The 20,162-nt window shown below is 68.5% G+C and carries 19 protein-coding genes; 13 read left to right on the forward strand and 6 right to left on the reverse strand.

The window, feature by feature from the left end; translation table 11 throughout:
- Positions 1 to 7 precede the first annotated feature (7 nt).
- Positions 8 to 1,294 carry a c-type cytochrome gene (locus CRT23_RS11990; protein WP_245436160.1) on the reverse strand — a complete coding sequence of 429 codons (1,287 nt, stop codon included), beginning with the start codon at positions 1,292 to 1,294 and terminating at the stop codon, positions 8 to 10.
- A gap of 196 nt (positions 1,295 to 1,490) precedes the next feature.
- On the opposite strand from CRT23_RS11990, the gene CRT23_RS11995 reads away from it, so the two are divergent.
- Genes CRT23_RS11995 through glp form a run of 4 tightly spaced genes read left to right on the forward strand, consistent with a single transcriptional unit; the run spans position 1,491 to position 6,422 of the window.
- Positions 1,491 to 2,648, forward strand: coding sequence for a molybdopterin-binding protein (locus tag CRT23_RS11995; RefSeq protein WP_103709858.1), 1,158 nt, complete (start codon positions 1,491 to 1,493; stop codon positions 2,646 to 2,648).
- Positions 2,645 to 4,639, forward strand: coding sequence for a molybdopterin biosynthesis protein (locus tag CRT23_RS12000; RefSeq protein ID WP_245436155.1), 1,995 nt, complete (start codon positions 2,645 to 2,647; stop codon positions 4,637 to 4,639). The genes CRT23_RS11995 and CRT23_RS12000 overlap by 4 nt, the downstream gene beginning before the upstream one ends.
- Positions 4,636 to 5,181 (forward strand): molybdopterin-guanine dinucleotide biosynthesis protein B, encoded by a 546-nt coding sequence (gene mobB, locus CRT23_RS12005; protein ID WP_103709859.1) that lies wholly within the window; start codon positions 4,636 to 4,638, stop codon positions 5,179 to 5,181. The genes CRT23_RS12000 and mobB overlap by 4 nt, the downstream gene beginning before the upstream one ends.
- Complete coding sequence (gene glp, locus CRT23_RS12010; protein ID WP_103709860.1) at positions 5,169 to 6,422, forward strand: gephyrin-like molybdotransferase Glp; 1,254 nt, start codon at positions 5,169 to 5,171, stop codon at positions 6,420 to 6,422. Before mobB ends, glp begins: the two co-directional genes overlap by 13 nt.
- Here the strand turns inward: glp and CRT23_RS12015 are convergent.
- Complete coding sequence (locus tag CRT23_RS12015) at positions 6,398 to 7,390, reverse strand: helix-turn-helix transcriptional regulator (protein ID WP_103709861.1); 993 nt, start codon at positions 7,388 to 7,390, stop codon at positions 6,398 to 6,400. The two genes, glp and CRT23_RS12015, sit on opposite strands and share 25 nt — an antisense overlap.
- 73 nt (positions 7,391 to 7,463) lie before the next feature.
- Between CRT23_RS12015 and CRT23_RS12020 the strand changes: the two genes are divergently transcribed.
- The 5 genes from CRT23_RS12020 (at position 7,464) to CRT23_RS12040 (ending at position 11,261) form a co-directional block, all read left to right on the forward strand.
- Entirely contained in the window at positions 7,464 to 8,159 is a 696-nt protein-coding gene (locus tag CRT23_RS12020) for an ABC transporter permease (RefSeq protein WP_103709862.1), read from the forward strand.
- A gap of 4 nt (positions 8,160 to 8,163) precedes the next feature.
- Positions 8,164 to 8,880, forward strand: a complete 717-nt coding sequence (locus CRT23_RS12025; RefSeq protein ID WP_103709863.1) for an ATP-binding cassette domain-containing protein — start codon at positions 8,164 to 8,166, stop codon at positions 8,878 to 8,880.
- Positions 8,853 to 9,677 carry an extracellular solute-binding protein gene (locus tag CRT23_RS12030; RefSeq protein WP_103709864.1) on the forward strand — a complete coding sequence of 275 codons (825 nt, stop codon included), beginning with the start codon at positions 8,853 to 8,855 and terminating at the stop codon, positions 9,675 to 9,677. Before CRT23_RS12025 ends, CRT23_RS12030 begins: the two co-directional genes overlap by 28 nt.
- Positions 9,678 to 9,989: 312 nt before the next feature.
- Complete coding sequence (locus tag CRT23_RS12035; protein ID WP_103709865.1) at positions 9,990 to 10,760, forward strand: hypothetical protein; 771 nt, start codon at positions 9,990 to 9,992, stop codon at positions 10,758 to 10,760.
- 24 nt (positions 10,761 to 10,784) lie between these two features.
- Positions 10,785 to 11,261: a hypothetical protein gene (locus CRT23_RS12040; RefSeq protein ID WP_146056366.1), complete on the forward strand. Its 477-nt coding sequence runs from the start codon at positions 10,785 to 10,787 to the stop codon at positions 11,259 to 11,261.
- A 305-nt stretch (positions 11,262 to 11,566) separates the two neighbouring features.
- Here CRT23_RS12040 and CRT23_RS12045 read toward each other — a convergent pair whose 3' ends face one another.
- A complete protein-coding gene (locus CRT23_RS12045) occupies positions 11,567 to 11,806 on the reverse strand; it encodes a hypothetical protein (RefSeq protein ID WP_103709885.1) in 240 nt (79 codons plus the stop codon).
- Positions 11,807 to 11,826: 20 nt separating this feature from the next.
- Positions 11,827 to 12,486, reverse strand: coding sequence for a PRC-barrel domain-containing protein (locus CRT23_RS12050; RefSeq protein WP_103709867.1), 660 nt, complete (start codon positions 12,484 to 12,486; stop codon positions 11,827 to 11,829).
- A 152-nt stretch (positions 12,487 to 12,638) separates the two neighbouring features.
- On the opposite strand from CRT23_RS12050, the gene CRT23_RS12055 reads away from it, so the two are divergent.
- The 3 genes from CRT23_RS12055 to CRT23_RS12065 all read left to right on the forward strand — a co-directional run bounded on the left by CRT23_RS12055 (position 12,639) and on the right by CRT23_RS12065 (position 15,264).
- Positions 12,639 to 14,027 carry a Wadjet anti-phage system protein JetA family protein gene (locus CRT23_RS12055; protein ID WP_103709868.1) on the forward strand — a complete coding sequence of 463 codons (1,389 nt, stop codon included), beginning with the start codon at positions 12,639 to 12,641 and terminating at the stop codon, positions 14,025 to 14,027.
- Between the two features lie 204 nt (positions 14,028 to 14,231).
- Positions 14,232 to 14,501 carry a hypothetical protein gene (locus tag CRT23_RS12060; protein WP_055955920.1) on the forward strand — a complete coding sequence of 90 codons (270 nt, stop codon included), beginning with the start codon at positions 14,232 to 14,234 and terminating at the stop codon, positions 14,499 to 14,501.
- Between the two features lie 127 nt (positions 14,502 to 14,628).
- A complete protein-coding gene (locus CRT23_RS12065; protein ID WP_103709869.1) occupies positions 14,629 to 15,264 on the forward strand; it encodes a DUF4194 domain-containing protein in 636 nt (211 codons plus the stop codon).
- Between the two features lie 326 nt (positions 15,265 to 15,590).
- Here CRT23_RS12065 and CRT23_RS28460 read toward each other — a convergent pair whose 3' ends face one another.
- Positions 15,591 to 15,734 carry a hypothetical protein gene (locus tag CRT23_RS28460; protein WP_181017328.1) on the reverse strand — a complete coding sequence of 48 codons (144 nt, stop codon included), beginning with the start codon at positions 15,732 to 15,734 and terminating at the stop codon, positions 15,591 to 15,593.
- 137 nt (positions 15,735 to 15,871) lie between these two features.
- Between CRT23_RS28460 and CRT23_RS12070 the strand changes: the two genes are divergently transcribed.
- A complete protein-coding gene (locus CRT23_RS12070) occupies positions 15,872 to 19,327 on the forward strand; it encodes an SbcC/MukB-like Walker B domain-containing protein (RefSeq protein ID WP_103709870.1) in 3,456 nt (1,151 codons plus the stop codon).
- 13 nt (positions 19,328 to 19,340) lie between these two features.
- On the opposite strand, the gene CRT23_RS12075 is transcribed toward CRT23_RS12070, so the two are convergent.
- Complete coding sequence (locus tag CRT23_RS12075; RefSeq protein WP_103709871.1) at positions 19,341 to 19,814, reverse strand: cupin domain-containing protein; 474 nt, start codon at positions 19,812 to 19,814, stop codon at positions 19,341 to 19,343.
- Positions 19,815 to 20,162: the final 348 nt, after the last annotated feature.

Here is a 20,162-nt window from a genome sequence, read left to right on the forward strand (position 1 = left end):
TCCGATCTCAGCGCGTCGTGGTCGCGTGCTCTAGGAACTTTACCAGTGCCTCCCGGTCTTCCGCCCGGTTGATCGTCTGCTCCGGCATGCGTGTCCCCGGGGTGTAACGGGCGGGGCCGACCTCGAAGAGTTGCGCGATCGTCCGCGCGTCCCAGACGATGTCCATACCCTTCAGGGCGTCGGAATAGCGGTAGCCCGTCGCGGTGGCGATTCGCCGGCCCATGATGCCGGCGAGCGTCGGTCCGGCGCGGGGGCCGTCTTCCGACGTGAGGGCGTGGCACGCAACACAGGCGCGGAACACCTCGGCGCCGCGGTCCCCATGGTAGACGGCCAGGGCATCCGCCGGGCGGGGCATTGCCAGGGGGCCGATCGGCTCTCCGGTTCGAGCATCCCAGCGTCGGATGAGCCGATCGCTGCCCCCGGTGAGGAGTTCCTGTCCGTCCGGGCGCCAGGCGATGGACCAGACCGGCAGACCCGGCCCGACGAGCCGGTGCAGGATCGCGCCCGATCTCCGATCGATCACGGCGACTGCGCCACCGGCGGTGGCGGCGGCGATCCGGCTCCCATCGGGGGAGGGCGCGAGCGCAATCACCGGGTTCGGCCCGACATTGACCGACGCCCGGGCCGATCCGTCAGGGCGCAACAGGCGTACGACGGCATCCCCGCCTGCGACCGCAATTTCGCCGTCCGGCATCACCGCCAGCGCGTTCAGGATGGTGGGCAGCGTGAAGACGATGGTCACGCCCGCCGGGTCGTCGGCCTGGGGCCAGATCCGTAAGGTGGCGTCGTAGCCGGCGGTGACCGGCCGTCCGTCCGGCAGGAAGCCCACGGCGTTCACGTTGCCTTGATGCCCCGCCAGTACGCGGACCGGACCGCCGGTCAGCGGGCGGATGCGGGCGGTCCCGTCCCAGGAGGCCGAGGCGAGGAGCAATCCGTCGGGCGAGACGGCCAGTGCCGCCACCGGCCCCGAATGTTCGGTAAAGACCCGCTCGGGCTCCGGCTGTCCGGCGCGCCAGAGTGCGATGCGGCCATCTTCCGAGGCGGTGACAAAGGCGCCATCGGATAAGGCCGCAACCGCGTTCACGGCTCCATCGTGAAAGCGCAGGACGGTAAGCGCCGCGCCGCTGTCGATCGCCCACAGGATCGCGGCTTGATCGAAGCCGCCCGAAATCGCAACGGCACCACCCGGCGCGACGGCCAAGGCTCGAACCGGGCCGCCATGTCCGCGCAATTGCGCCGCTGCGGGTGATCCAGACGAGGCGGTGACGAGGAAGCAGAGGGCGAGTGCCCGCAGAGACGGGGCCCGATCGGCCAAGGCTTTGCCGAATATCTGCAACGCATCCCTCGCGATCATACGCCGGGATCCCGGTCCGGCGCGCGAACCTAGACGATCCGCCCGGCAGATGTCGCTGCGCGAAGACGGGACCCGGTGACGCGGTATACCCGGTGGGCGCTTGATCATCGCCCGACGATGGCGCATCGCTCGACGCATGATCGCTTCCGCCCGCAGCGCCCTCGAAACGGAGGCCGGCTCGCCCGCATCGGCACCCGGCCAGCGCCGGACCGCATCCTCGGCCCTCATGCCCCTGATGCAGGCCGTTCATCTGCTGACACAGCATCTTGCCCCGGTCACACCGGAGGCGGTACCGCTCGGTGAGGCCGTTGGCGGGACCGGCGCGGTGGATTGTCATGCGCCGCGGGCCATCCCGGAATTTCCGACGGCCCTGCGGGACGGTTGGGCCGTGCGCGGCGCTGACGTTGTCGGCGCCTCGCCCTTTGCGCCGATCCTCACCGGGCGTCGTCCTCTCTGGGTCGAGGCCGGCGCGCGGTTGCTCGAAGATGCCGATACGATCCTGCCGCCTGAAGCCCTCGACGGATCGTCCATCGTGGACGAGGTCGCGGTCGGTGAAGGTGTGCGTGCGATCGGCGCCGAAGCCTCGTCTGACACCCTGCTACTTGCGACCGGTCAGCGGGTGACGGCCCTGCACCGGCTGGCCCTTCAGGCGGCTGGGTTCGCAAGCATCGCGCTGCGCCGTCCGCGCTTGACCCTGATCGTTGCGGGCGCACCCGAGCTTGACACCGTGTCCCCCCTTCTGGCGCATTGGGTCGCCGAGGCCGGCGCCGTCGTGGTCGGCATCATGGCGGCCAACACACCGGACGCGATCGCGGATGTGCTCCGGACACAGGAAGGTGACGCCGTTCTGATGATCGGTGGGACAGGTTTCGGACACAACGACCATGCCGCTGCCGGATTGGCTCTCGCGGGAACGACGCGGGTACACGGCATCGCCCTCCAGCCCGGGGACAGCGCGGGCTTCGGCGAGGTCGGAGGGCGCCCCGTCGTTCTGCTGCCAGGGCGGCCCGACGCGGCGCTCAGCGCCTTCGTCACCCTCGCGCGCCCGATGATCGCAGCACTCGCCGGAGCTCGGCCCCCGTTGGGGAGCAGAGCCCCGCTCCTGAGCAAGATCGCCTCGACCATTGGAATGAGCGAAATCGTCTTCGCGCGACGGATGCCGGACGGGCTCCTGCCACTGGGTGGTCGCGACCTTGCGCTGGCCAGCCTGATCCAGGCCGATGCGGTGATCCTCGTCGAACCGGACTCGGAAGGCTATCCAAAGGGCAGCGTCGTTCAAGGTCTCCCGCTGTGAAGGAGGCCGTACCCACCAACGCCGCGGCGACGGAAGACGCTTTCCTGGACCTGCTGGCGCAGGCTGCACGCCAGGAACAATTCCTGACCGTGGTCAGCCGGGAGGAGGCCATCGAGCGTTTCCGCTCAGCGGTTCCGCACGCCCCCCTCGCCGCCGAGACGATTCCCCTCGGTGAAGCACTCGGGCGCGTCCTGGCCCACGATGTCGCCTCGCCCATCGACGTGCCGCCCTTCGACCGCGCCCTCGTGGACGGTTTCGCGCTGTGCGCTGGCGATACCGAGGGCGCGGACGAGGCGCAGCCGCGTCGCCTGACCCTCAACCGCGAGATCCTCGCGTGCGGGGTCGCGCCGGCTGTGGCCGTCACCCCCGGCACCGCGACGCCGATCGCCACCGGCGGCGTCGTCCCGCGCGGCGCCGATGCTGTCGTAATGGTCGAGCAGACCGAGTTCCGTGCCGACAGCCTCGCGATCGATCTGGTCCGTCCGGCCCGGCCCGGCCAATTCATCGGCTATGCCGGATCCGACATGGCCTCAGGCGAAACCGTCCTGCGCAAGGGCATGCTGATCACCGCAAGGGAGATCGGCATGCTGGCCGCCTGTGGTCTCGCCGTGATCGACGCCGTCCGCCGCCCCCGGGTCGCCGTTCTGTCGACTGGCGACGAACTGGTCGCGCCGGGCCAGCCACTGAAGCCCGGCGCGATCTACGATTCCAATGGACTGATCGTGGCCGCGACCGTGACCGAGAACGGTGGTAGCGTCTGGCCGCTCGGCATCGTGCGGGACGACGAGATCGCCCTGGACAAGGCCCTCCGCACCGCCATCACCGACAGCGACCTCGTGGTCCTGTCGGGAGGGACCTCGAAGGGGGCGGGCGACGTTTCACACCGCATCCTTCAGCGCCTCGGCGAACCCGGCATCCTCGTGCACGGGGTCGCGCTGAAGCCCGGCAAGCCGCTCTGCCTCGCAGTGGCGGGGAAGACGCCCGTGGTCGTCCTCCCTGGCTTTCCGACGTCCGCGATGTTCACCTTCCACGATATCGTCGTGCCGCTGATGCGGGCGATGGCCGGTCTTCCCCCTCGGGAGGAGAGCACCGTGACGGCAGTTCTGCCGCAGCGCGTGTTCTCCGAGCGCGGACGTACCGAATTCGTGATGGCCGCCCTGGCAGAGACGGAGGACGGCCTGCGTGCCTTGCCGCTTCCGAAGGGATCGGGCTCGGTCACGGCCTTCTCACAGGCCGATGGCTTCTTCGCGGTTCCCGCCGCCAGAGCCGGCCTGGAAGCCGGAGAGACGGTGTCCGTCACCCGCCTCGGCGCCGGCGTTCGACCGCCGGATCTGACCCTCATCGGCAGTCACTGCGTCGGGCTCGACCAGGTGATCGGGCGGCTCGCGGAGCGCGGGCTCCGCGTACGGCCCATCTGGGTCGGCTCGGCCGGGGGGCTCGCCGCCCTGGATCGGGGGGAGTGCGACCTCGCCGCGATGCATCTCCTCGACGCCGAGACGGGTGTTTACAACCGGCCGTTCCTGGCGCCCGGAATGGCGTTGGCCGAAGGCTGGGGCCGCCTGCAGGGTATCGTATTCCGGCCTGGACATCCCTTGTTCGAGGGCCGCTCGCCGCAAATAGCTGTTGCCGCGGCCCTGGCCGAACCCGCGACCGTGATGGTGAACCGAAATACCGGCTCGGGCACCCGTGCCCTGGTTGACGGCCTTCTTAAGGGTGCCCGCCCCTCCGGGTTCTGGAACCAGCCGCGTTCGCACAACGCCGTGGCGGCGGCGGTGGCTCAGGGGCGCGCGGATTGGGGCGTCGCCATCGCCACGGTGGCGCGAGCCTACGGCCTCGGCTTCCTGCCGCTCGCGCATGAACGCTACGATTTCGCCTACCGCGCAGAAAACCGCGGCCGGCCGGCCTTGGCCGCTTTCCTCGCCTGCCTGCGCGAACCAGAGACTCATATCCTCCTCAACGAAGCCGGGTTCTTACCCGCGGAGGCATCGTGAATCCCGCCGGGGTCATCGGTCTCGCGGGCTGGAGCGGCGCGGGAAAGACCACGTTGCTGTCCCGGCTGATCCCGCTGCTGGTGACGCGCGGAGTGAAGGTTGCAACGATCAAGCACGCGCACCACGCCTTCGACGTCGATCATCCGGGCAAGGATTCCTACGTCCACCGCGAGGCCGGCGCGTCGGAGGTCATCGTGTCCTCGTCGCGTCGCTGGGTCCAGATCCACGAGATCGGCGACGGGTCGGAAGCGCGGATCGGCGACCTCCTGCGCCGGCTCTCTCCCTGCGATCTCGTCATCGTCGAGGGCTTCAAGCGGGAGGCGCATGCCAAGCTCGAAGTCCACCGCGCCGCAAACGGCAAGCCACCGATCTACCCGGACGACCCACGGATCGTCGCGGTGGCCAGCGATCAGACCTTCACGGATGCGAGGGTCCCGATGGTCGATCTCGACGATATCGCGCGCATCGCCGATCTCGTCCTCGCCCTGGCAGAACCGCTGGAGACGGCGCTGGCGCACGTGGAGGGGCCATGGCCCAACTGACCGACGACTGCTTCGCCTTCGGGGGCGCGCTGATGCGCATCGAGGACGCCGTGGCCCTGATCGCGGAGCGGCTGCCGGTCCTGGCCGGGACAGAGTGGCTGCCACTCGGTCAGGCCGACGGACGCGTTGCGGCCGAGCCTGTCCTGGCGCTCCACGACGTGCCGCCCTTTCCGAATTCCGCTGTCGACGGCTACGCGATTTGCCACGGCGATCTCAACCCGGAGGGCGAGACGCGCCTCCTGGTCCGCGGTCGGCTCCCCGCAGGGATGGCCGCGGAAGGGATCCGGGGCGACGGCGGCGCGATCCGGATCTTCACCGGCGCTCCGATGCCGCCCGGGGCCGATACGGTGTTCATGCAGGAGGACGTGCGCCGCGAAGGCGACGTGGTCGTGCTGCCGTCCGGGCTGAAGCGGGGTGCCAATGCTCGGGACGCTGGCGAGGACATCGCTCGCGGGGCCCGCGCAATTCCGGCGGGGCGGCGCCTGCGGCCGCAGGATCTCGCCCTTGCGGCCGCCTGCGGTCATGATCGGATCGCCGTGCGTACACGGCTGCGGGTCGCCTTATTCTCCACCGGCGACGAACTCACCGAGCCGGGTGTTCCGCTTCTCTCCGGCGCGATCCACGATTCAAACCGCGTGATGCTCGCGACCCTGCTTGTCCGCCTCGGAGCCGAGGTCGCCGATCTCGGTATCCTGCGCGACGAACCCGAGGCCCTCGCCGTGCGCCTGCGGCAGGCCGCCCGGGATCATGACCTGATCCTGACTTCTGGCGGCGTTTCGACCGGGGAAGAAGACCACGTGAAGACCGCCGTGGAGGCGGTCGGCGCTCTGATGTTCTGGCGCCTGGCAATCAAGCCTGGTCGGCCGGTGGCGATGGGGGTCGTCGATGGCACGCCGTTCGTCGGCCTGCCAGGCAATCCCGGCGCCGTCTACGTCACGCTCCTCTTCGTGGTGCGACCGCTTCTCGCGCGCCTTGGTGGCGCTCACGACATCAAGCCCCTCGGCCAACCTGTCCGGGCGGCCTTCACCTATCGCAAGAAGGCGAGCCGACGCGAGTTCGTCCGCGTCAGCGTCTCGCCCGGACCTGATGCCGTTCTGGAGGCGATGAAGTACCCCCGCGAGGGCGCCGGTGTGCTCTCTTCGCTCACGGAGACCGACGGGCTCGTGGAACTGGACGATGCGGTGACGGCCGTGGCCACCGGAGACATGCTCACCTTCTACCCGCATGCCATGCTCTGGTAGCCGAGGGTGGTGGAAGCCGCCCGTTCGACGGCCTCCGTCAAGTCCGCCAGTACCGCCGCGTCGATGGTGACGCGGGCCGCTAGGAAGTAGGTTTCCCATCCCAGGGATTGAAAGGCGAGACCGAAGCGCTCAGCGATCGCAGGGGGGCCCATGCCGACATCCGCAGCGCCTGTGGCGATGAGGGCAGCGACGGCCTGATGGGTGAACTCCTCGGTTTGCGCCCCACGGATCGCGCGACTTTCGAGACCGGCCTCGGCACAGAGACGTTCGAACCAGATCCGCGTGCCGGCGCCGCGCTGACGGTTCACGAAGCGCAGGCCGAGGCGGGCAATGTCACGGACGTTGGTCACCCCGTGCGGGTTGCCGGGCGGGAGCATCAGGCCTTGCTGCCGCCGGAACAACGGCCTGACGCGCAGGTCCGGATCGCGGAACAGGGCATCGAACGGGTCGGGCGCCGGGCCCTCGGAACCGTAATGGAAACCCGCCGCATCCGCGCTCCCGGTACGCAGATGCGCCAAGGCATCGAGGCTGCCGGCGATGGCGAGCTCGACGTCCGGCCGCGCTTCGACGACGCCGAGCAGAAGGGGATCGTGGCTCGCTGCAAGCCTGAGAGGGGCGGGCCGTGGGGCCTCCAGGGCGCGCAAGGCTTCTGAGATCCGGTCCGCCTCGGCGGCGAGGAAGGGATTGAGGCGATCGTACATCTCCGAAAGCACGGCGTGGAGATGGCGGCCATAGGGCGTGAGCACCGTGCCGTGACCCTTGGTCTTGATCGCCACCGGCTGTCCGATAACGGCTTCGAGGGTCGAGACCCGGCTCCAGGCCGAACGGTAGGATATCCCAAGTCTTCGCGCGGCGACGAGCAGAGAGGTTGACGCGGAAAGGGCGTCCAGCAGCGCGAAGGTTGGCCGCAGCCCGAGACCGTTCCAATCGCCGTCGGCCTGCAGCGTGAAAGCGCTCGGTTTCCGCATCGGCAATGTCTTTCCTATTGATCTTTCCCGTCACCCCGTATCATCCCGCGGGGCCCCGCGCAGCCCGGTGACGATGCTACAGACCCTTGAGGAGACGATCTCGCGTCTGGCGATCCTCGACCGCGACGTCCTCGCGATCGCGTGGCTCTCCCTGCGCGTCAGTCTCACCGCCGTGAGCATCGGGCTCGCTGTCGGAATCCCGCTGGGGGCCTTTCTGGCGGTCGCGATATTTCCAGGGCGATCGATCCTGGTCGGACTCCTCAATGCCTTCATGGGACTTCCCCCGGTCATCGTCGGGCTGGTGCTCTACCTCCTGCTATCGCGTTCCGGCCCTCTGGGATCGCTCGGCCTCCTGTTCACCCCGGGTGCAATGGTGGCGGCCCAGGCCGCACTGGCGACGCCTCTCGTTGCGGCGCTCACCCGGCAGGTGATCGCCGATGCCGAGGCGCATCTCGGTGAGCAGTTGCGCTCGCTCGGGTTATCGGCCCCGCACCGGGGAATCGCACTGATCTACGACACGCGATTCTCCCTCGTAACGACGGCCCTGGCGGCCTTTGGCCGCGCGATCTCGGAGATCGGCGCCGTCCTCGTCGTCGGGGGCAACATCGATGGTCATACCCGCACGCTGACGACGGCGATCTCGCTGGAGACCCAGAAAGGCGATCTGAGCTTGGCCCTGGCGCTCGGTCTTGTGCTGATCGGGCTCGTCATCCTCGTCAACGCGGTGGCGGCGATCCTGCGCGCCCACGCCGCGCGCGCCTACGGCTGAGCCGATGCCCGCCATCGAACTCCGCGACCTCGTCCTCTCCCGGAACGGAGTCACCATCCTCGATGGTTTGAGCGCCCAGATTCCCGCTGCCGGCATCACCGCCCTCATCGGGCCGAACGGCGCGGGCAAGAGTGCCACGCTGCGGGTCATCGACGGCCTACTCGCGCCCGATGCCGGTTCGGTGCGAATTGTCGGCGAAGGCCCGGTGCGCCGCGCTTTCGTGTTCCAGAGGCCGGCGCTGTTGCGAGCCAGCGCGCTTGCCAATGTCGCGCTCGCGCTGACGCCTCTGGCTCTGTCTCGGGACGAGCGAGCACGGCGCGCCCAAGCTGCCTTGGCGCGTGTCGGCCTCGGCGATCGGGCCGCGGCGCCGGCGACCCGCCTCTCCGGCGGCGAGCAGCAGCGTCTGGCCCTCGCGCGGGCCTGGGCCGTCGAACCCGATCTCCTCCTCGCCGATGAGCCGACCGCCAATCTCGATCCGGGCGCTACCGAACTCGTCGAGGGCCTGATCGCCGAGATTGCGCGGCAGGGCACGAAGGTCGTGCTGGTCTCGCACAATCTCGCACAGGTCACGCGGCTCGCCGTTGACGTCGTCGTGCTCGCCCGCGGGCGAGCCGTCGAGCAGGGCCCGACTCGAGCACTTCTCACCTCGCCCCGAGCCCCCGAGACGCGGGCCTACATCACCGGAGAACTCCCTTGGACATCCTTCGCCGCGGCCTCCTGACCTTCGGCCTCCTGTTCGCGCTCGGTGCCGCATCCGGCGTCCGGGCCGAACCCGCATCCATCGTCGTCGCTTCCACCACGTCCACCGAGCAGTCGGGCTTGTTCAAGCAGCTGCTGCCACTCTTCGAAGCGAAATCAGGGATCGCCGTGAAGGTCGTCGCCCTCGGTACCGGCCAGGCCCTCGACGCGGGCCGCCGGGGCGATGCCGATGTGGTCCTGGTTCATGACCGCCCGGCCGAGGAGAAGTTTCTGGCCGAGGGCTTCGCCACCAAGCGCTGGGACGTGATGTACAACGACTTCGTCCTGATCGGCCCGAAATCCGACCCGGCCGGCGTCCGCGGGGGCGACGTGGTCGCGGCGTTCGGCAAGCTCGCGGCGGCCAAGGCTCCCTTCGTTTCGCGCGGTGACCGCTCCGGAACCCACAGCGCCGAGCTACGGACCTGGAAGGAGGCCGGCGTCGATCTCGCCTCCGTCAGGGGCGATTGGTACCGCGATATCGGCCAGGGCATGGGACCAGCCCTCAACACCGCCTCGGCCCTGAACGCCTACCTGTTGGCGGACCGGGGAACCTGGCTGTCGTTCAAGAACCGCGGCGATCTCACCATCCTGGTCGAGGGCGACAAGCGCCTGTTCAATCCCTACGGGGTGATGCTGGTGAATCCCGCCAAGCATCCGACCGTGAAGGCGAAGGAGGGCCAAGCCTTCATCGACTGGCTGATCTCCCACGACGGTCAGGCGGCGATCGCGAGCTACAAAATCGAGGGCAAGGAATTGTTCTTCCCCAACGCCAGTCGGTAGCGCCGAACCCCGCGTCGTGGCGAGCCGCCGCTCTTCGTTCTCCGCATCGGGGTCGCTTGCCTCAGTACCGGAACCCCGGGCGGGGAGCGAAAGGTGCTGCGGCAATGCGGGGCGCAGAATGTCAGACCTGACATCGATACGGAGCGATGCGGACAGGTGTCGAGCGTGAGCGGCGATTGGGCCCATCCCGGGCGTGGTACCCGGCGTCATCCACGACAGCTCGGAGGGGGCAATCGCCGCGCCTCCGTGCACGGCACGGGCACCATGTCGAGCGCCTTGTCGCCCCGTCGCGACGAGGCATATCTGTGAAGCATGACGGACATCATCGAGCACACCGACGGCCAGGAAATCCTGGAAGACGGCCACGGCGTCCGCTTCATCCTGCCGGCATGGCGGTTCGACCGTCCGGTCAAAGGAGGGGCGTGCCGGGACGCGTTGGTCAGCGGCCGACGGGTGCGAACCTTCAACGTCCAGAAGGGTGACGTATCCGCCAATGAGGCGCGTCATTACGCGGGACGTTTGAAGGATGCGCCGGCTCGGGCGATGGCGGTGTTCGACGCAAGTCGACGCGATATCCATCCACCCGGCAAGGCGTTGCACGCCAGCTTCGCGATCACCGTGCTCCCGGGCCTGCTGATGACGCACGATTGGTGCGTCGTCAGCCAATACAACGCGCGCCCAAGCCCAGGCGAACGCTGGCGGAATCCGCCCTTCTCGATCGGGATCAAGCCGCAGGCCCCCCACGCTCGGGACGAAGTGCTCTACGTCGATCTGGCAACCTTCCCCGCGGCCGGCTCTCAGGAGCAGGGCCGCCACGTCGATTTGGGGCCGGGGGCCGTCGTCCCATTGCAGAGGGATCGCCCCTACGCGGTCTCCGTCGACTTCGTCGATGGGGCGGGTGGCGAGGGCCTGCTGAAGGTGAAGGTCGATGACAAGCTGATCGTCGATTATGCCGGCCCGACCGGCTACGCCAACTTCGCCGGCTGCTTCTTCGCCTACGGTCTGTATCGCTCCCCGTGGTGCCCCGGATGTGAGGGTTTGACCGCGAGCTTCACAGACGTCGTAGAAGGCATCTCAGAGTGATCGCTGCGCCTTCAGGCTCCTACGATGGACGATTTCCGTAGGACTGCAGCACCGTGTCACTCCAGCGATCCGGGCGCGAGCGCAGCGCGGTTTCTCGGATGGATTTGCCGGGCAATCCAGGGATTGCCCGGCGCAAGAATTCGCTTAGTGCCGATCCCGCCGAACGACGGCGGCGCCATGATCGGCCCGGGCACGATCTCTGTTCACGGCACTTCGACCTTCCGCCGCAGCATGATTGTCTCGGCGCAGGCCCGCTGCGTCCCGATTGACCACGGCCTGATCCCGATCGATGGCGGCCCGGTCTCCTCGCCGTTCGTCTCGGCGCAGGACCGCGGCATCATGATATTGCCTCGCCCGGTCGGTCCCGACAGTCCGGCGATCGTCGGCGCTCGAGCTCTCGGCGCGGTTCAAGTCGCGTCGCTCCGCGGCTGCCCTTCCGTTGTCACGGCGCTGTATGGCAGCATCAGACTGCGCGAAGCCCGGGAGCACCGCAGAGGCTGAGATCAGGACGGTTAAGGTGGCGAGGGTCAATTTGGATTGGGTCATGTGCTGAACCTTGTCCAATCCCCGAGCCCCTCGGGCCCGGTTGATGTTGCGAAGCATCTGCCCCGCCAGCTGTCGGTTCGCTGAACGCCACCGGCCTACCGCCGGAACAACGTTCACGAATTGCTGATCTGAACGAAGCGCAATTCAGATGCTCGCCTGCACAATCTTCATGTCGACTGCGCAGGTGACGCCGCGTGATCCTGCGTATCGTCCTGTCAGATCCCATCCGCGAATGGTCAGACCGGATGAGTGCGGTCCTATCAGCGAAGATTTCCCGATTGTCTGCGCCGGGCGATGTACCAGACCGCCAGCACGACGACCGCGATGACGAGGCTCAACCAGATCCAGTTGAAATCCGTCGCGGCCGCATTGGCGGCGGTGGAGTTCGAGCCGGAGGGTCCCGTCTCGGGAATCGGCGGGGCGGGATTGGTTTGCTGGGCGAGCGCGCTTCCGAGGCTCGCGGTCCACAGGAAGACGCTGCTGGTAAGGGTGCGGGTCATCGGCATCGCAGTCTCCGCTGCTACTTGTCTGTCTTGTTGTCTGTCTTGCGAGCCGACCCGTACTGGAAGGCCGGCGCTGCGTTGAGTTGCGCCTTTGTCATGCGGATCTCGGCCTCGAGAGGCACACCGCCCGCCAGCACCGTGGCCCGATCGGCGGTCGGCTTCCGGTTCTCATCGACCGTGCCCGTGGTCGCGGTAACCTGATCGGTGTGCTTGTTCTGGACGGCACCCAGGACCTCGCGCGTCGTATCGGCCCCCGGCATGGTCTCGGGCTGCACGCGCGCTGCGGCTTCGGTGCTGGGCTTGGTCTCAGGCGTGGTCACCGAGGTCGGCCCGCTCGTGAGGGGAACGTCCTTCATGTTCCAGGCGACCGTGTCGTAGGGGATCGCCACGAGCTTCTCACCGATTCCCAGGAAGCCACCGACACCGATCACCACGGCCTCGACCTTTCCGGCGTCGCCAATGAGCACGTCCTCAATCGATCCAACCCGTACGTGATCCATGCCGACCACTGGAAGGCCGATCATCTTGGAGCCCCGCATCGCCCCCGGACGTGGTTGGGCAAACCCGGCGCTGGCCGCGTCCGCAGCCGGTTGGGCATGGACCGACCCCTCGTAAGTCAGCGGAAGCGCGAGCACGGACAGGGCAAGGAGCACGGTGCTCCGGCGGCCGATAGACATTGCAGACTCCACGAAAACAACCGGCTTCGCGGAACGCGAACGATCGCTGGACAACGCGCGGTCCGCGTCCCGAGTTCAGGGCCATCGGCACGAGGCCGCTTCAGCGATTTGACTCTCCGCCCCGGGCAGGGCTGATCTCTGCCGGTTCCGCCATGCTGTTCACGCACCTCTCCGACGATCTCTTCAAGCCGCTCGCCTCGCCGAGTCGGGCCTTCAATGCGGCGCTCCTGCTGCATCTGCACGCCCGTGTGTTCGGAGACACCGCCGAACCCCTGCGCAAGAGCGAACTGCTGTCAGCGATCGGCGATTTCGCCGCCGATTTCGTCGACCGAGAGATCGACGACGAAACTTCCGGGACCGTCGAGCCGAGCGAGCGCCGCTCGGTCGTCTATCGCCGCCTTCTCGATGCCGGATGGCTGGTGGAGCGGCGGGAGCGCTACGTTCCGGTGGTCGAGTTCGACCCCGAGGCCCGGATGGTCATCGAGGAACTTGCACGCCTCGACCGAGGGGAGCGGCGCTCCTACGGCGGTGCCGTCCTCGATGTGCTGGGCAGCCTGGAAAGCGCGATCGCCAATCCCGCCGAGCGTTCCGAGGCGCTGGTCAATGCCGCCAAGTCGGCCCGCACCTTCCTGAGTCATCTGCGCAGCCTCGCCGGATCGATGCGCAAGAGCGAGGAGCGCATCCTCCGCGAGGCGGACCAGGGTGTCGCCCTGCGCCTGTACTTCGAAGAGTTCGTCGCGCGCCATCTCGTCAGCGACTACCGAACGCTGCACACCCGCTTCAATCCCTTCCGCTTCCGGTCGGGAATCGTGCGCGAGGCCGGCCGCGCGCTGCGCGATCCCCTCACCCTGCGCGCTTTGACCGATGCGGGCCTCCGGGAGGGGCGGGCGCCCGACCGGGAGACGGCTGAGCGCGCGGTCCGCAGCGATCTGGCGGAGATCCTGGCGATCTTCGAGGGCCTCGATCGTCACCTCGACGCGGTCGCCGACATCGTTGCCAGGCTCGAGCGCCGGATCGCCGCCACCCTGCGCTACCTCGACCATCGGGATTCAGACCGGATCGAACGCACGGCCGCAGCTCTGCGCGCGGTGGCGGGTGGCGATGACGACCTCGGCGGCCTGCCCGATCCTCAGGTCTCGCTGTTCCGTCCGCCAATCGGCGAACCGCACTGCTACGCCCCACGCCTGCGCCGGGCGGCGATCGAGTCCGAGCCGCTGCCCGAGATCGAGATCGATCCCGTCATCGAGGCTTTCATCGCCGCCAAGGACGCGTTCCGGGAGCGCGTCGCAGTCACGCCGGAGCGGATCGTGGCCTTCGTCGAGGCGCGGCTCGGGCCGGAACGCGCCATCCGGGGCTCTCAGATCCAGATCGCCGACGTCGACGATTTCGTCGTCTTCCAGCGGCTGCGTGAGATCGATGTGCTGTTCGACGGGAGCCTGCGTGCCTGCTACCGGCTCTCGCGCATGGAGGGACGGGTCTCGAATGGCTGGCTCGATTGTCCGGACTTCCTGCTGGAACGGGCTCCGGCGCTGCGCCGCTAAAGCAACGTCCCTCGGTGCCGCACCGCCGCTATGCTGGATTCCTGCGCGAAATCCCCCCGTCCTGAATGGCGTTCGGAGCGGTTCGACTGTCGATCTTCGTTTAATCCCGGGACTTGGCAAAATACCGTGACGGGTTCATGCTCCGCTTGATTTCACGCGCCAGATGCGAGGTGAAATCCGAGAAGACTGCGGGAGCGTTCGTCCATGACCAGCGCAAAATGCCTGATCAAGTCCGCCTGGATCGCCGCGGAAGTCGGCCGTGAGCGTTGCGAGCGGGTCCTGGTGGTCGAAACCTACATCGCCGTCAGTCCGCTGGAGCCGAACTACGATCCCGCGCGCTACGAGGCGATCGTGGCCGAGGTCCAGCGCGTCCTCGCCGCGAACCCCTCGCTCGACCGCGCCTCGATCCTCAGTATGCACCGAGACACGGCCTGCCTCTCGCTCTTCCGTGCAACGCCGGCCGTCGCCGCCTGAATGCCAATCCAACACTGGCGGCGCGCTCTTGGTGACCCCTTCGCAGCGACGTCCCTTGGCGCGGGTCGTTGCGAGGCGTTAAAGACACGGGCCGGCGCGGGTTGATCCCGCGGCCGCGAGGCCAGCCATGCTCGAACCCTTTCGCGCCATCGTCGACGGCGAGGACTTGCCGCCGCCCGGAGCCCGCGCGCCTTCGGAAGAGGAGTTGATCCGGGCACTCCAGGTCCTCCTGAAAAGTCAGTGCGTCTATGCCGGCACACCGGGCATCGGGCGCTCCTACGAGCTCGCCCGGCACTACGCGCCGTTCTTCCAGGCCTATTTCGCGTGCCTCGGCTACCATTTCGAGGTGATGCACCGCGATCAGATGGTGTGCCTGCGGGTCCCGCTCGAAGGTGTCCGGCACGATGCCCAGGCCGAGCGCCTGCGCAAGGACGAGACGCTGGTGCTGCTCGCCCTGCGACTTGCCTACGAGGAAGGCCTGCGCGCCCATCGCGTGACCACCGAGGGGGTCGTGGAATGCACGACCGACGACATCGTCGAGTCGATCCGCACCGCCACCCGAAGCGACCCGCCGGAGGAAGCACGTCTCACCGAGATCCTCCGAATGTTCGCGCGCAAGGGAGGGCTGCGCCTGGGCGAGCGTGACAAGGTCGAGAAGATCACGCCCCTGATGGTCATGCCCGGAATCGCGGTGTTGTCGCCGGACGCCTGGATGGATCAGGTTCGGGCCTGGGGGGCCGCACGCGGCGACGAGGAAGCCTGACCTCTCAGGTCTGCTTCGGATGCGGTTGCAGAGGACATTCAGGACGTTACGCTTCGGTGGGAAGCGCCGAAGGTTCTGGGCATAGAGGGCCTCGATGTCCGCGCTCCCCTGGGTTTCTGGTTTTCGAGCACCGGTCCTTGTCGCCCGTCGGCCGGACCGCCACGGGGCAGTCGCAAGACATGCTCGACCAAGCGGCGGCGACGCTCCACACGGAGTTCGAGGCCAAGCCGATGAGGCTGGCTGGCCGACGCTGCCGGCCCGGAAAGCACCGCGATCCTGGCCCCGCCGGTACCGGACCTGAGCATTCCGGTGAGCAGGTTCGGCAGCTAGGGATCGAGGGCCTCCGTGGCGATCAGGGATGCCGATCGGCACCGGTCGTTCGGCTTGGACGTCGTGATGGCAGGTACCCGGCCCAGGCCGCCTCCGCCGGCGACGCTCACGCGGTACTGAGGCTGCGCGGTCTTCATCATGAGCGAATCCGATCGCCTACCGGCCCGCGCCGCGGAGCGCCGCGTCCCCAGGCGGGCGGGCGCACCGGCTTGCATCCCGGGCGCGCAGCGTTCATGCGAGGGGCGTGTTCTCGAAATTGGGACCGTCAGCGCCGGCCGTGTACCGCCTTACCGATATCGTCCTCTCGAACTGGTACCTGATCCGCCGCGAGCAGATTCGGATCCGGGGCGCGGCTGCGCTGGTGGGACCGACGGGGGCCGGCAAGTCCACCATCTTCGACGCGGTCGGCACGGTGCTGGCGGGCAACAATGCCAGCCGGCTCGCCCTCAACGCCTCGGCTTCGGGACGCAGCGCTCGGACGGTGCGCGATTACTGCCTCGGTTGGATCAGCGATCCGGCGGAGGGCGGGCGCCCCACCCGTGAAGCCTGCGAGACCCTGATCGTCCTGGTCTTCGAGAACGAGACCACGGGCCGCGTCGTGTCCGCCGGGCTGGCGCTTGCGGCCCGGGCGGAGGATAGTCGAGAGACCACCCTGTCCCGGTTCGTCCATGTGGGCCACCGCTTCGAGGTGGCCGATTACGTCCGGGAAGCGCCGGGCGGTAGCTTCGTCGCGCCCTGGACGGAAATCGCCAAGGATCTTCGCACCCGCGGAACCACCTTCGACGAGTACCGCGCGTCCGGCGAGCGCTTCACGGCCGAACTCCTCGGCATCCTGCGTGAGGGGGCCGCGGTCCCGGAGCCGCGCCACTTCCTGCGCACCTTCTCCAACGCCGTGGCGTTCAAGCCGATCTTCGATTCGTCGGCCTTCGTCCGGTCCTTCGTGCTCGAACCTGAGCCCCTGGACGTCGCACGCATCCGGCAATCCGTGGAGACCTGGCGGCGCCTCCTCGAGACTATCGAGGAGTTGGAGCGGCGCCTGGCGCATCTGGCCCGGATCGTCGGGCGCTACGAGACTTGGGCCGAGGCGAGCCTCGCCTCGGCTCTCGGAGAACTGCGTGCCGCCGATGCGGATCTGCGTCGACGCATCGTCGATACCGTCATTGCCCGCCAAGCCCTCAAGGATGTCGCCGAACGACTTCGCATCGCGCGCGAGAGCGTCGCGACCAGCCAGGGTTTCGTGCGTGAGATCGACGGCGAGATCGCCGGCAAGAAGGCGCTTCTCGCCGGCACGGCCGCCGAAGGGCGTCTCGCCGCCTCGAACGCCGGCCTCGCAATGCTGGCCCGCGACCGGCGGGATCTGGCCGCCCGGGTCGCCGACCTTGTCGGGATCGTCCTCGATACCGGCAAGCTCTCGGTGATCATCGGCGAGATCCGCCAGGTCTCGCCGGAGGCTGCCCGCCTGGTGGAGGCCTGTGCCCGATCGGGCCTGCGACGCGAAGCCAATCCGGAAGAGACCCTGCGGTCCGACGGCCCGCTCGCCGCGCTGCTCGCTGGACTGGCCGGAATGCCCCCGATCGCGACGCCGCTCGAGCGGGCCGCGGAGGACGCGGCGCTGCGCGCCCGTGCCTTGGAGAACGAGGCGCAGTCCCGCGCCCCGGCACCCAGCGCGGGGCGGGGGGCGGCGCCGCGCCTGTCCTCCGACGTCGCGGCGTTCCGCGAGGAACTGTCCCGCCTCGGCATCGTGGCGACGCCGATCTGCGAACTCGCCGAGATCATCGATCCGAAATGGGGCCAGGCCCTCGAAGGCCTCCTCGGCGGCGCTCGCGAGGCTCTGGTGGTGCAGCCGGACCGCCTCAACGAAGCCTTCGCGCATCTCGAGGCGCGCAAGAGCCAGTTCTACCGCTGCCTCCTCGTCAAGACGACGGATACCGCCCGGCGTCGCGGCGGGCGCGACGACGAGGGGCCGCTGGCGCTGATCGAGACGGCCGATCCGCACGCGCAGGCCTTCCTCGGCGCGCGCCTCGGGGGCTACGATCTCGCCCCGAACGATGCGGCCCTCGCACATATGAGCCGGGCCGTGGCGCCGAGCGGGCGCTCGACCTCTGGCATGGCCTACTCGGTGGTACGCCCGGTCCAGCTCATGATGACCCGGGGCCATCGGGGTCCGACCGTCGAGAGCCGCCAGGATTGGGAGCAGGCGGTCGCCGAGGCACGCCGCGCTCGGGCCGAGGCCGATGTTCTGCGCGAAGCAGCCCGGATCGGTGCCGCCCTCGCGCGGCGCCTGTCCGAGACAAGCCTCGACCTCGCCGCGTTGCGGGCGGAGGCGGATGCGATCGAGGGCCGTCGGCGCAGCCTGACCACGGAGCGGGAGAGCGTCGAGCGTGCCGAGACCGGCGTGCTGGAAGCAGAGCTCGCGGAACTCGCCAAGGAGCGCTCGGCCTATCTCACCGAGCTCGTCCAGGTGCTGGAGCCGAAGCGGGACCTTCTGCTGGGCGAGGAGGCTGGCTTGAAGGCCAAGGTTGCGGCGAGCCGCGAGGCGGCCCGTGCCGCGCTCCAAGCGCGTCGGGCCGCGTATCAGCGCTGGACCGGCGGCGACAGCATGCGCATCCGGCTCGTGCGTCCGGACGCCTACGACCCGGGGGCGCTGACCGCGCTGCGGGCCGAGCGGGCGGATCTCGACGCCAAGGCGCTGGCGAGCCTGGCCAGTGCCGGGCGCGCCCGCGCCCGGGAGGCGGCGGAGACGGCGCGAACGCAGGGCCGGGCGGCCGAGCGCGACCTTGCCGAGTACTGCGTGCAGTGGCGCGTCGAGAATCCGCTGGGAGCAGGCGATGCGCCGGCCTCCTTCGGCTACGGCTGGGCGAAGCGGGCCCATGACGAGGTGGCGAGCCACGAACTTCGACGCTACCGGGACCAGGCGCGGCGAGCGGAGAGCGAGATGCGCCGCCTGATGATCGAAGACCTGTTGACCCGGCTCGCGGACAAGTTCGAGCGCGTGCGCGCCCGGCTCGATGCCCTGAACGAGCGCCTGTCGAGCCAGACCTTCACGGGACAGACCTACGCGTTCGAGGCCGAGGTGGATCGGCGCTACGCCGCCGTCCACGCCCTGGCGACAGAGGTCGCGCGCTCGCCGGATGCGGCCCAGGCAATCCTGCCCGACGAGGGCGGCGCGATCCCGGACGGTCCGCTCGCGGCGGCGATCGACGAGATCACGGCCCTGATCGCCGGTGAGGAGACCGCCGCGCGCCTCGCGGATTACCGCAATTACTTCGTCTACGAGATCGGGATGCGGGATCGGGCCGGGAACCGCACGACGATGTCGAACCGGGCGCTCCGCGGGTCGGGGGGCGAAGCGCAGGCCCCGTTCTACGTCGCCATCGCGGCGTCGCTCGCCTCGGCGTATTACCCGGGTGACCGGCCCGGCGACGAGAACCCCGGCCTCGGCCTCTGCCTTCTCGACGAGGCGTTCTCGAAGCTCGACGTGCGCAACAGCCAAGCCCTGGTCGACCTTTATCAGGCGTGGGGACTGCAGCTTCTGATCGCGGCGCCGGAGGACAAGCGGACGACGTTGACGGAGGTGATGGATACCATCGTCACCGTCTATAAGAGCCCGGACCTGTCCTCCGTGCGAATCGAGGCCGAACACCCGCTGGAAGCGGCCAAGCGTGCGCTGGCGGCGATCAATCCCGAGCGCCAGGGCATCGAGGGTTTTCGGATCACCGACGCTGCCGAGTAGGAGGCAGGCCGTCCTACCAGACCGGCTCGGGACCGTACCAGGTGAAGTGCTTCTTGACCGGTTCGATCACGTCCCAGGTGCCAGAGAAGCCCGCCGGAGTGACGAAGGCATCGCCGGTCCGGTAGGTCTTCGAAACGCCCTCCGCATCCGTCACCGTCACCACGCCCGCGATCAGTTGGATGAATTCCGCCCGGCCGAAGTCGATGCGGAACTTGCCTGGCTGGCAGGTCCAGATGCCGGCGGCGAACAGCCCGTCCGGGCTCTTGTAGATGTACGTTGCCGTCTGCTGGGGCTTCCCCGACAGGATGTGCGAGCGCTCAGGCCAGTATGCGGATTCGCGCGGCTGAACGGCCGGGAAATCGTGGGTGCGCTCGACCGGTCCCTCCAGCAAGGGGGGAGGTGCAGGCGCGCGGCGCCATGAGGGCATCGTGCCGACGAGGGCCATCATCGGGCCGGCGAAGGTGTGAAGCAGACGAGCAATTTCCATTCGCGATCCTCTGACTAGTCCGAGGCGAAAATCGCGGATTGTCGTCCAATTCACAATGGATCGCTCGGCCGTCGACGCCTGATCTGCAAAAAACGCTGAATCGATTATGAAACGCTGGAAGCATAAACCAATCCGCCGATCTTTCCTGAAACTCGCGGATGATGCGCGGATGAGCGCCCAGGCGCGGAACGAGGGCGATCGCCGGTGAGCCTGACCCCGCAAACAGCCGCGGAGGAGCATCCGTCCAGAGTCGCATCTTTGCGATAACGCTCGTCGATTCAGCACTACACCCTTAGCACTACCTGGGCACTTTGAAGGATCGTGATGCGTTGTCTGCCTGACGATGGC

Source organism: Methylobacterium sp. V23 (assembly GCF_002917135.1).
Classification (GTDB): Bacteria; Pseudomonadota; Alphaproteobacteria; order Rhizobiales; family Beijerinckiaceae; genus Methylobacterium.

Bases quoted from the DNA above. Each gene is read 5' to 3' on its own strand.
- CRT23_RS28460 (WP_181017328.1), bottom strand. From the start codon at position 15,734: ATGATGAAGACCGCGCAGCCTCAGTACCGCGTGAGCGTCGCCGGCGGA.
- CRT23_RS12040 (WP_146056366.1), top strand. From the start codon at position 10,785: ATGGACGATTTCCGTAGGACTGCAGCACCGTGTCACTCCAGCGATCCG.
- CRT23_RS12060 (WP_055955920.1), top strand. From the start codon at position 14,232: ATGACCAGCGCAAAATGCCTGATCAAGTCCGCCTGGATCGCCGCGGAA.
- CRT23_RS11995 (WP_103709858.1), top strand. From the start codon at position 1,491: ATGATCGCTTCCGCCCGCAGCGCCCTCGAAACGGAGGCCGGCTCGCCC.
- glp (WP_103709860.1), top strand. From the start codon at position 5,169: ATGGCCCAACTGACCGACGACTGCTTCGCCTTCGGGGGCGCGCTGATG.
- CRT23_RS12025 (WP_103709863.1), top strand. From the start codon at position 8,164: ATGCCCGCCATCGAACTCCGCGACCTCGTCCTCTCCCGGAACGGAGTC.
- CRT23_RS12035 (WP_103709865.1), top strand. From the start codon at position 9,990: ATGACGGACATCATCGAGCACACCGACGGCCAGGAAATCCTGGAAGAC.
- CRT23_RS12020 (WP_103709862.1), top strand. From the start codon at position 7,464: ATGCTACAGACCCTTGAGGAGACGATCTCGCGTCTGGCGATCCTCGAC.
- CRT23_RS12015 (WP_103709861.1), bottom strand. From the start codon at position 7,390: ATGCGGAAACCGAGCGCTTTCACGCTGCAGGCCGACGGCGATTGGAAC.
- CRT23_RS12065 (WP_103709869.1), top strand. From the start codon at position 14,629: ATGCTCGAACCCTTTCGCGCCATCGTCGACGGCGAGGACTTGCCGCCG.
- CRT23_RS12055 (WP_103709868.1), top strand. From the start codon at position 12,639: ATGCTGTTCACGCACCTCTCCGACGATCTCTTCAAGCCGCTCGCCTCG.
- CRT23_RS12045 (WP_103709885.1), bottom strand. From the start codon at position 11,806: ATGACCCGCACCCTTACCAGCAGCGTCTTCCTGTGGACCGCGAGCCTC.
- CRT23_RS12075 (WP_103709871.1), bottom strand. From the start codon at position 19,814: ATGGAAATTGCTCGTCTGCTTCACACCTTCGCCGGCCCGATGATGGCC.
- CRT23_RS12050 (WP_103709867.1), bottom strand. From the start codon at position 12,486: ATGTCTATCGGCCGCCGGAGCACCGTGCTCCTTGCCCTGTCCGTGCTC.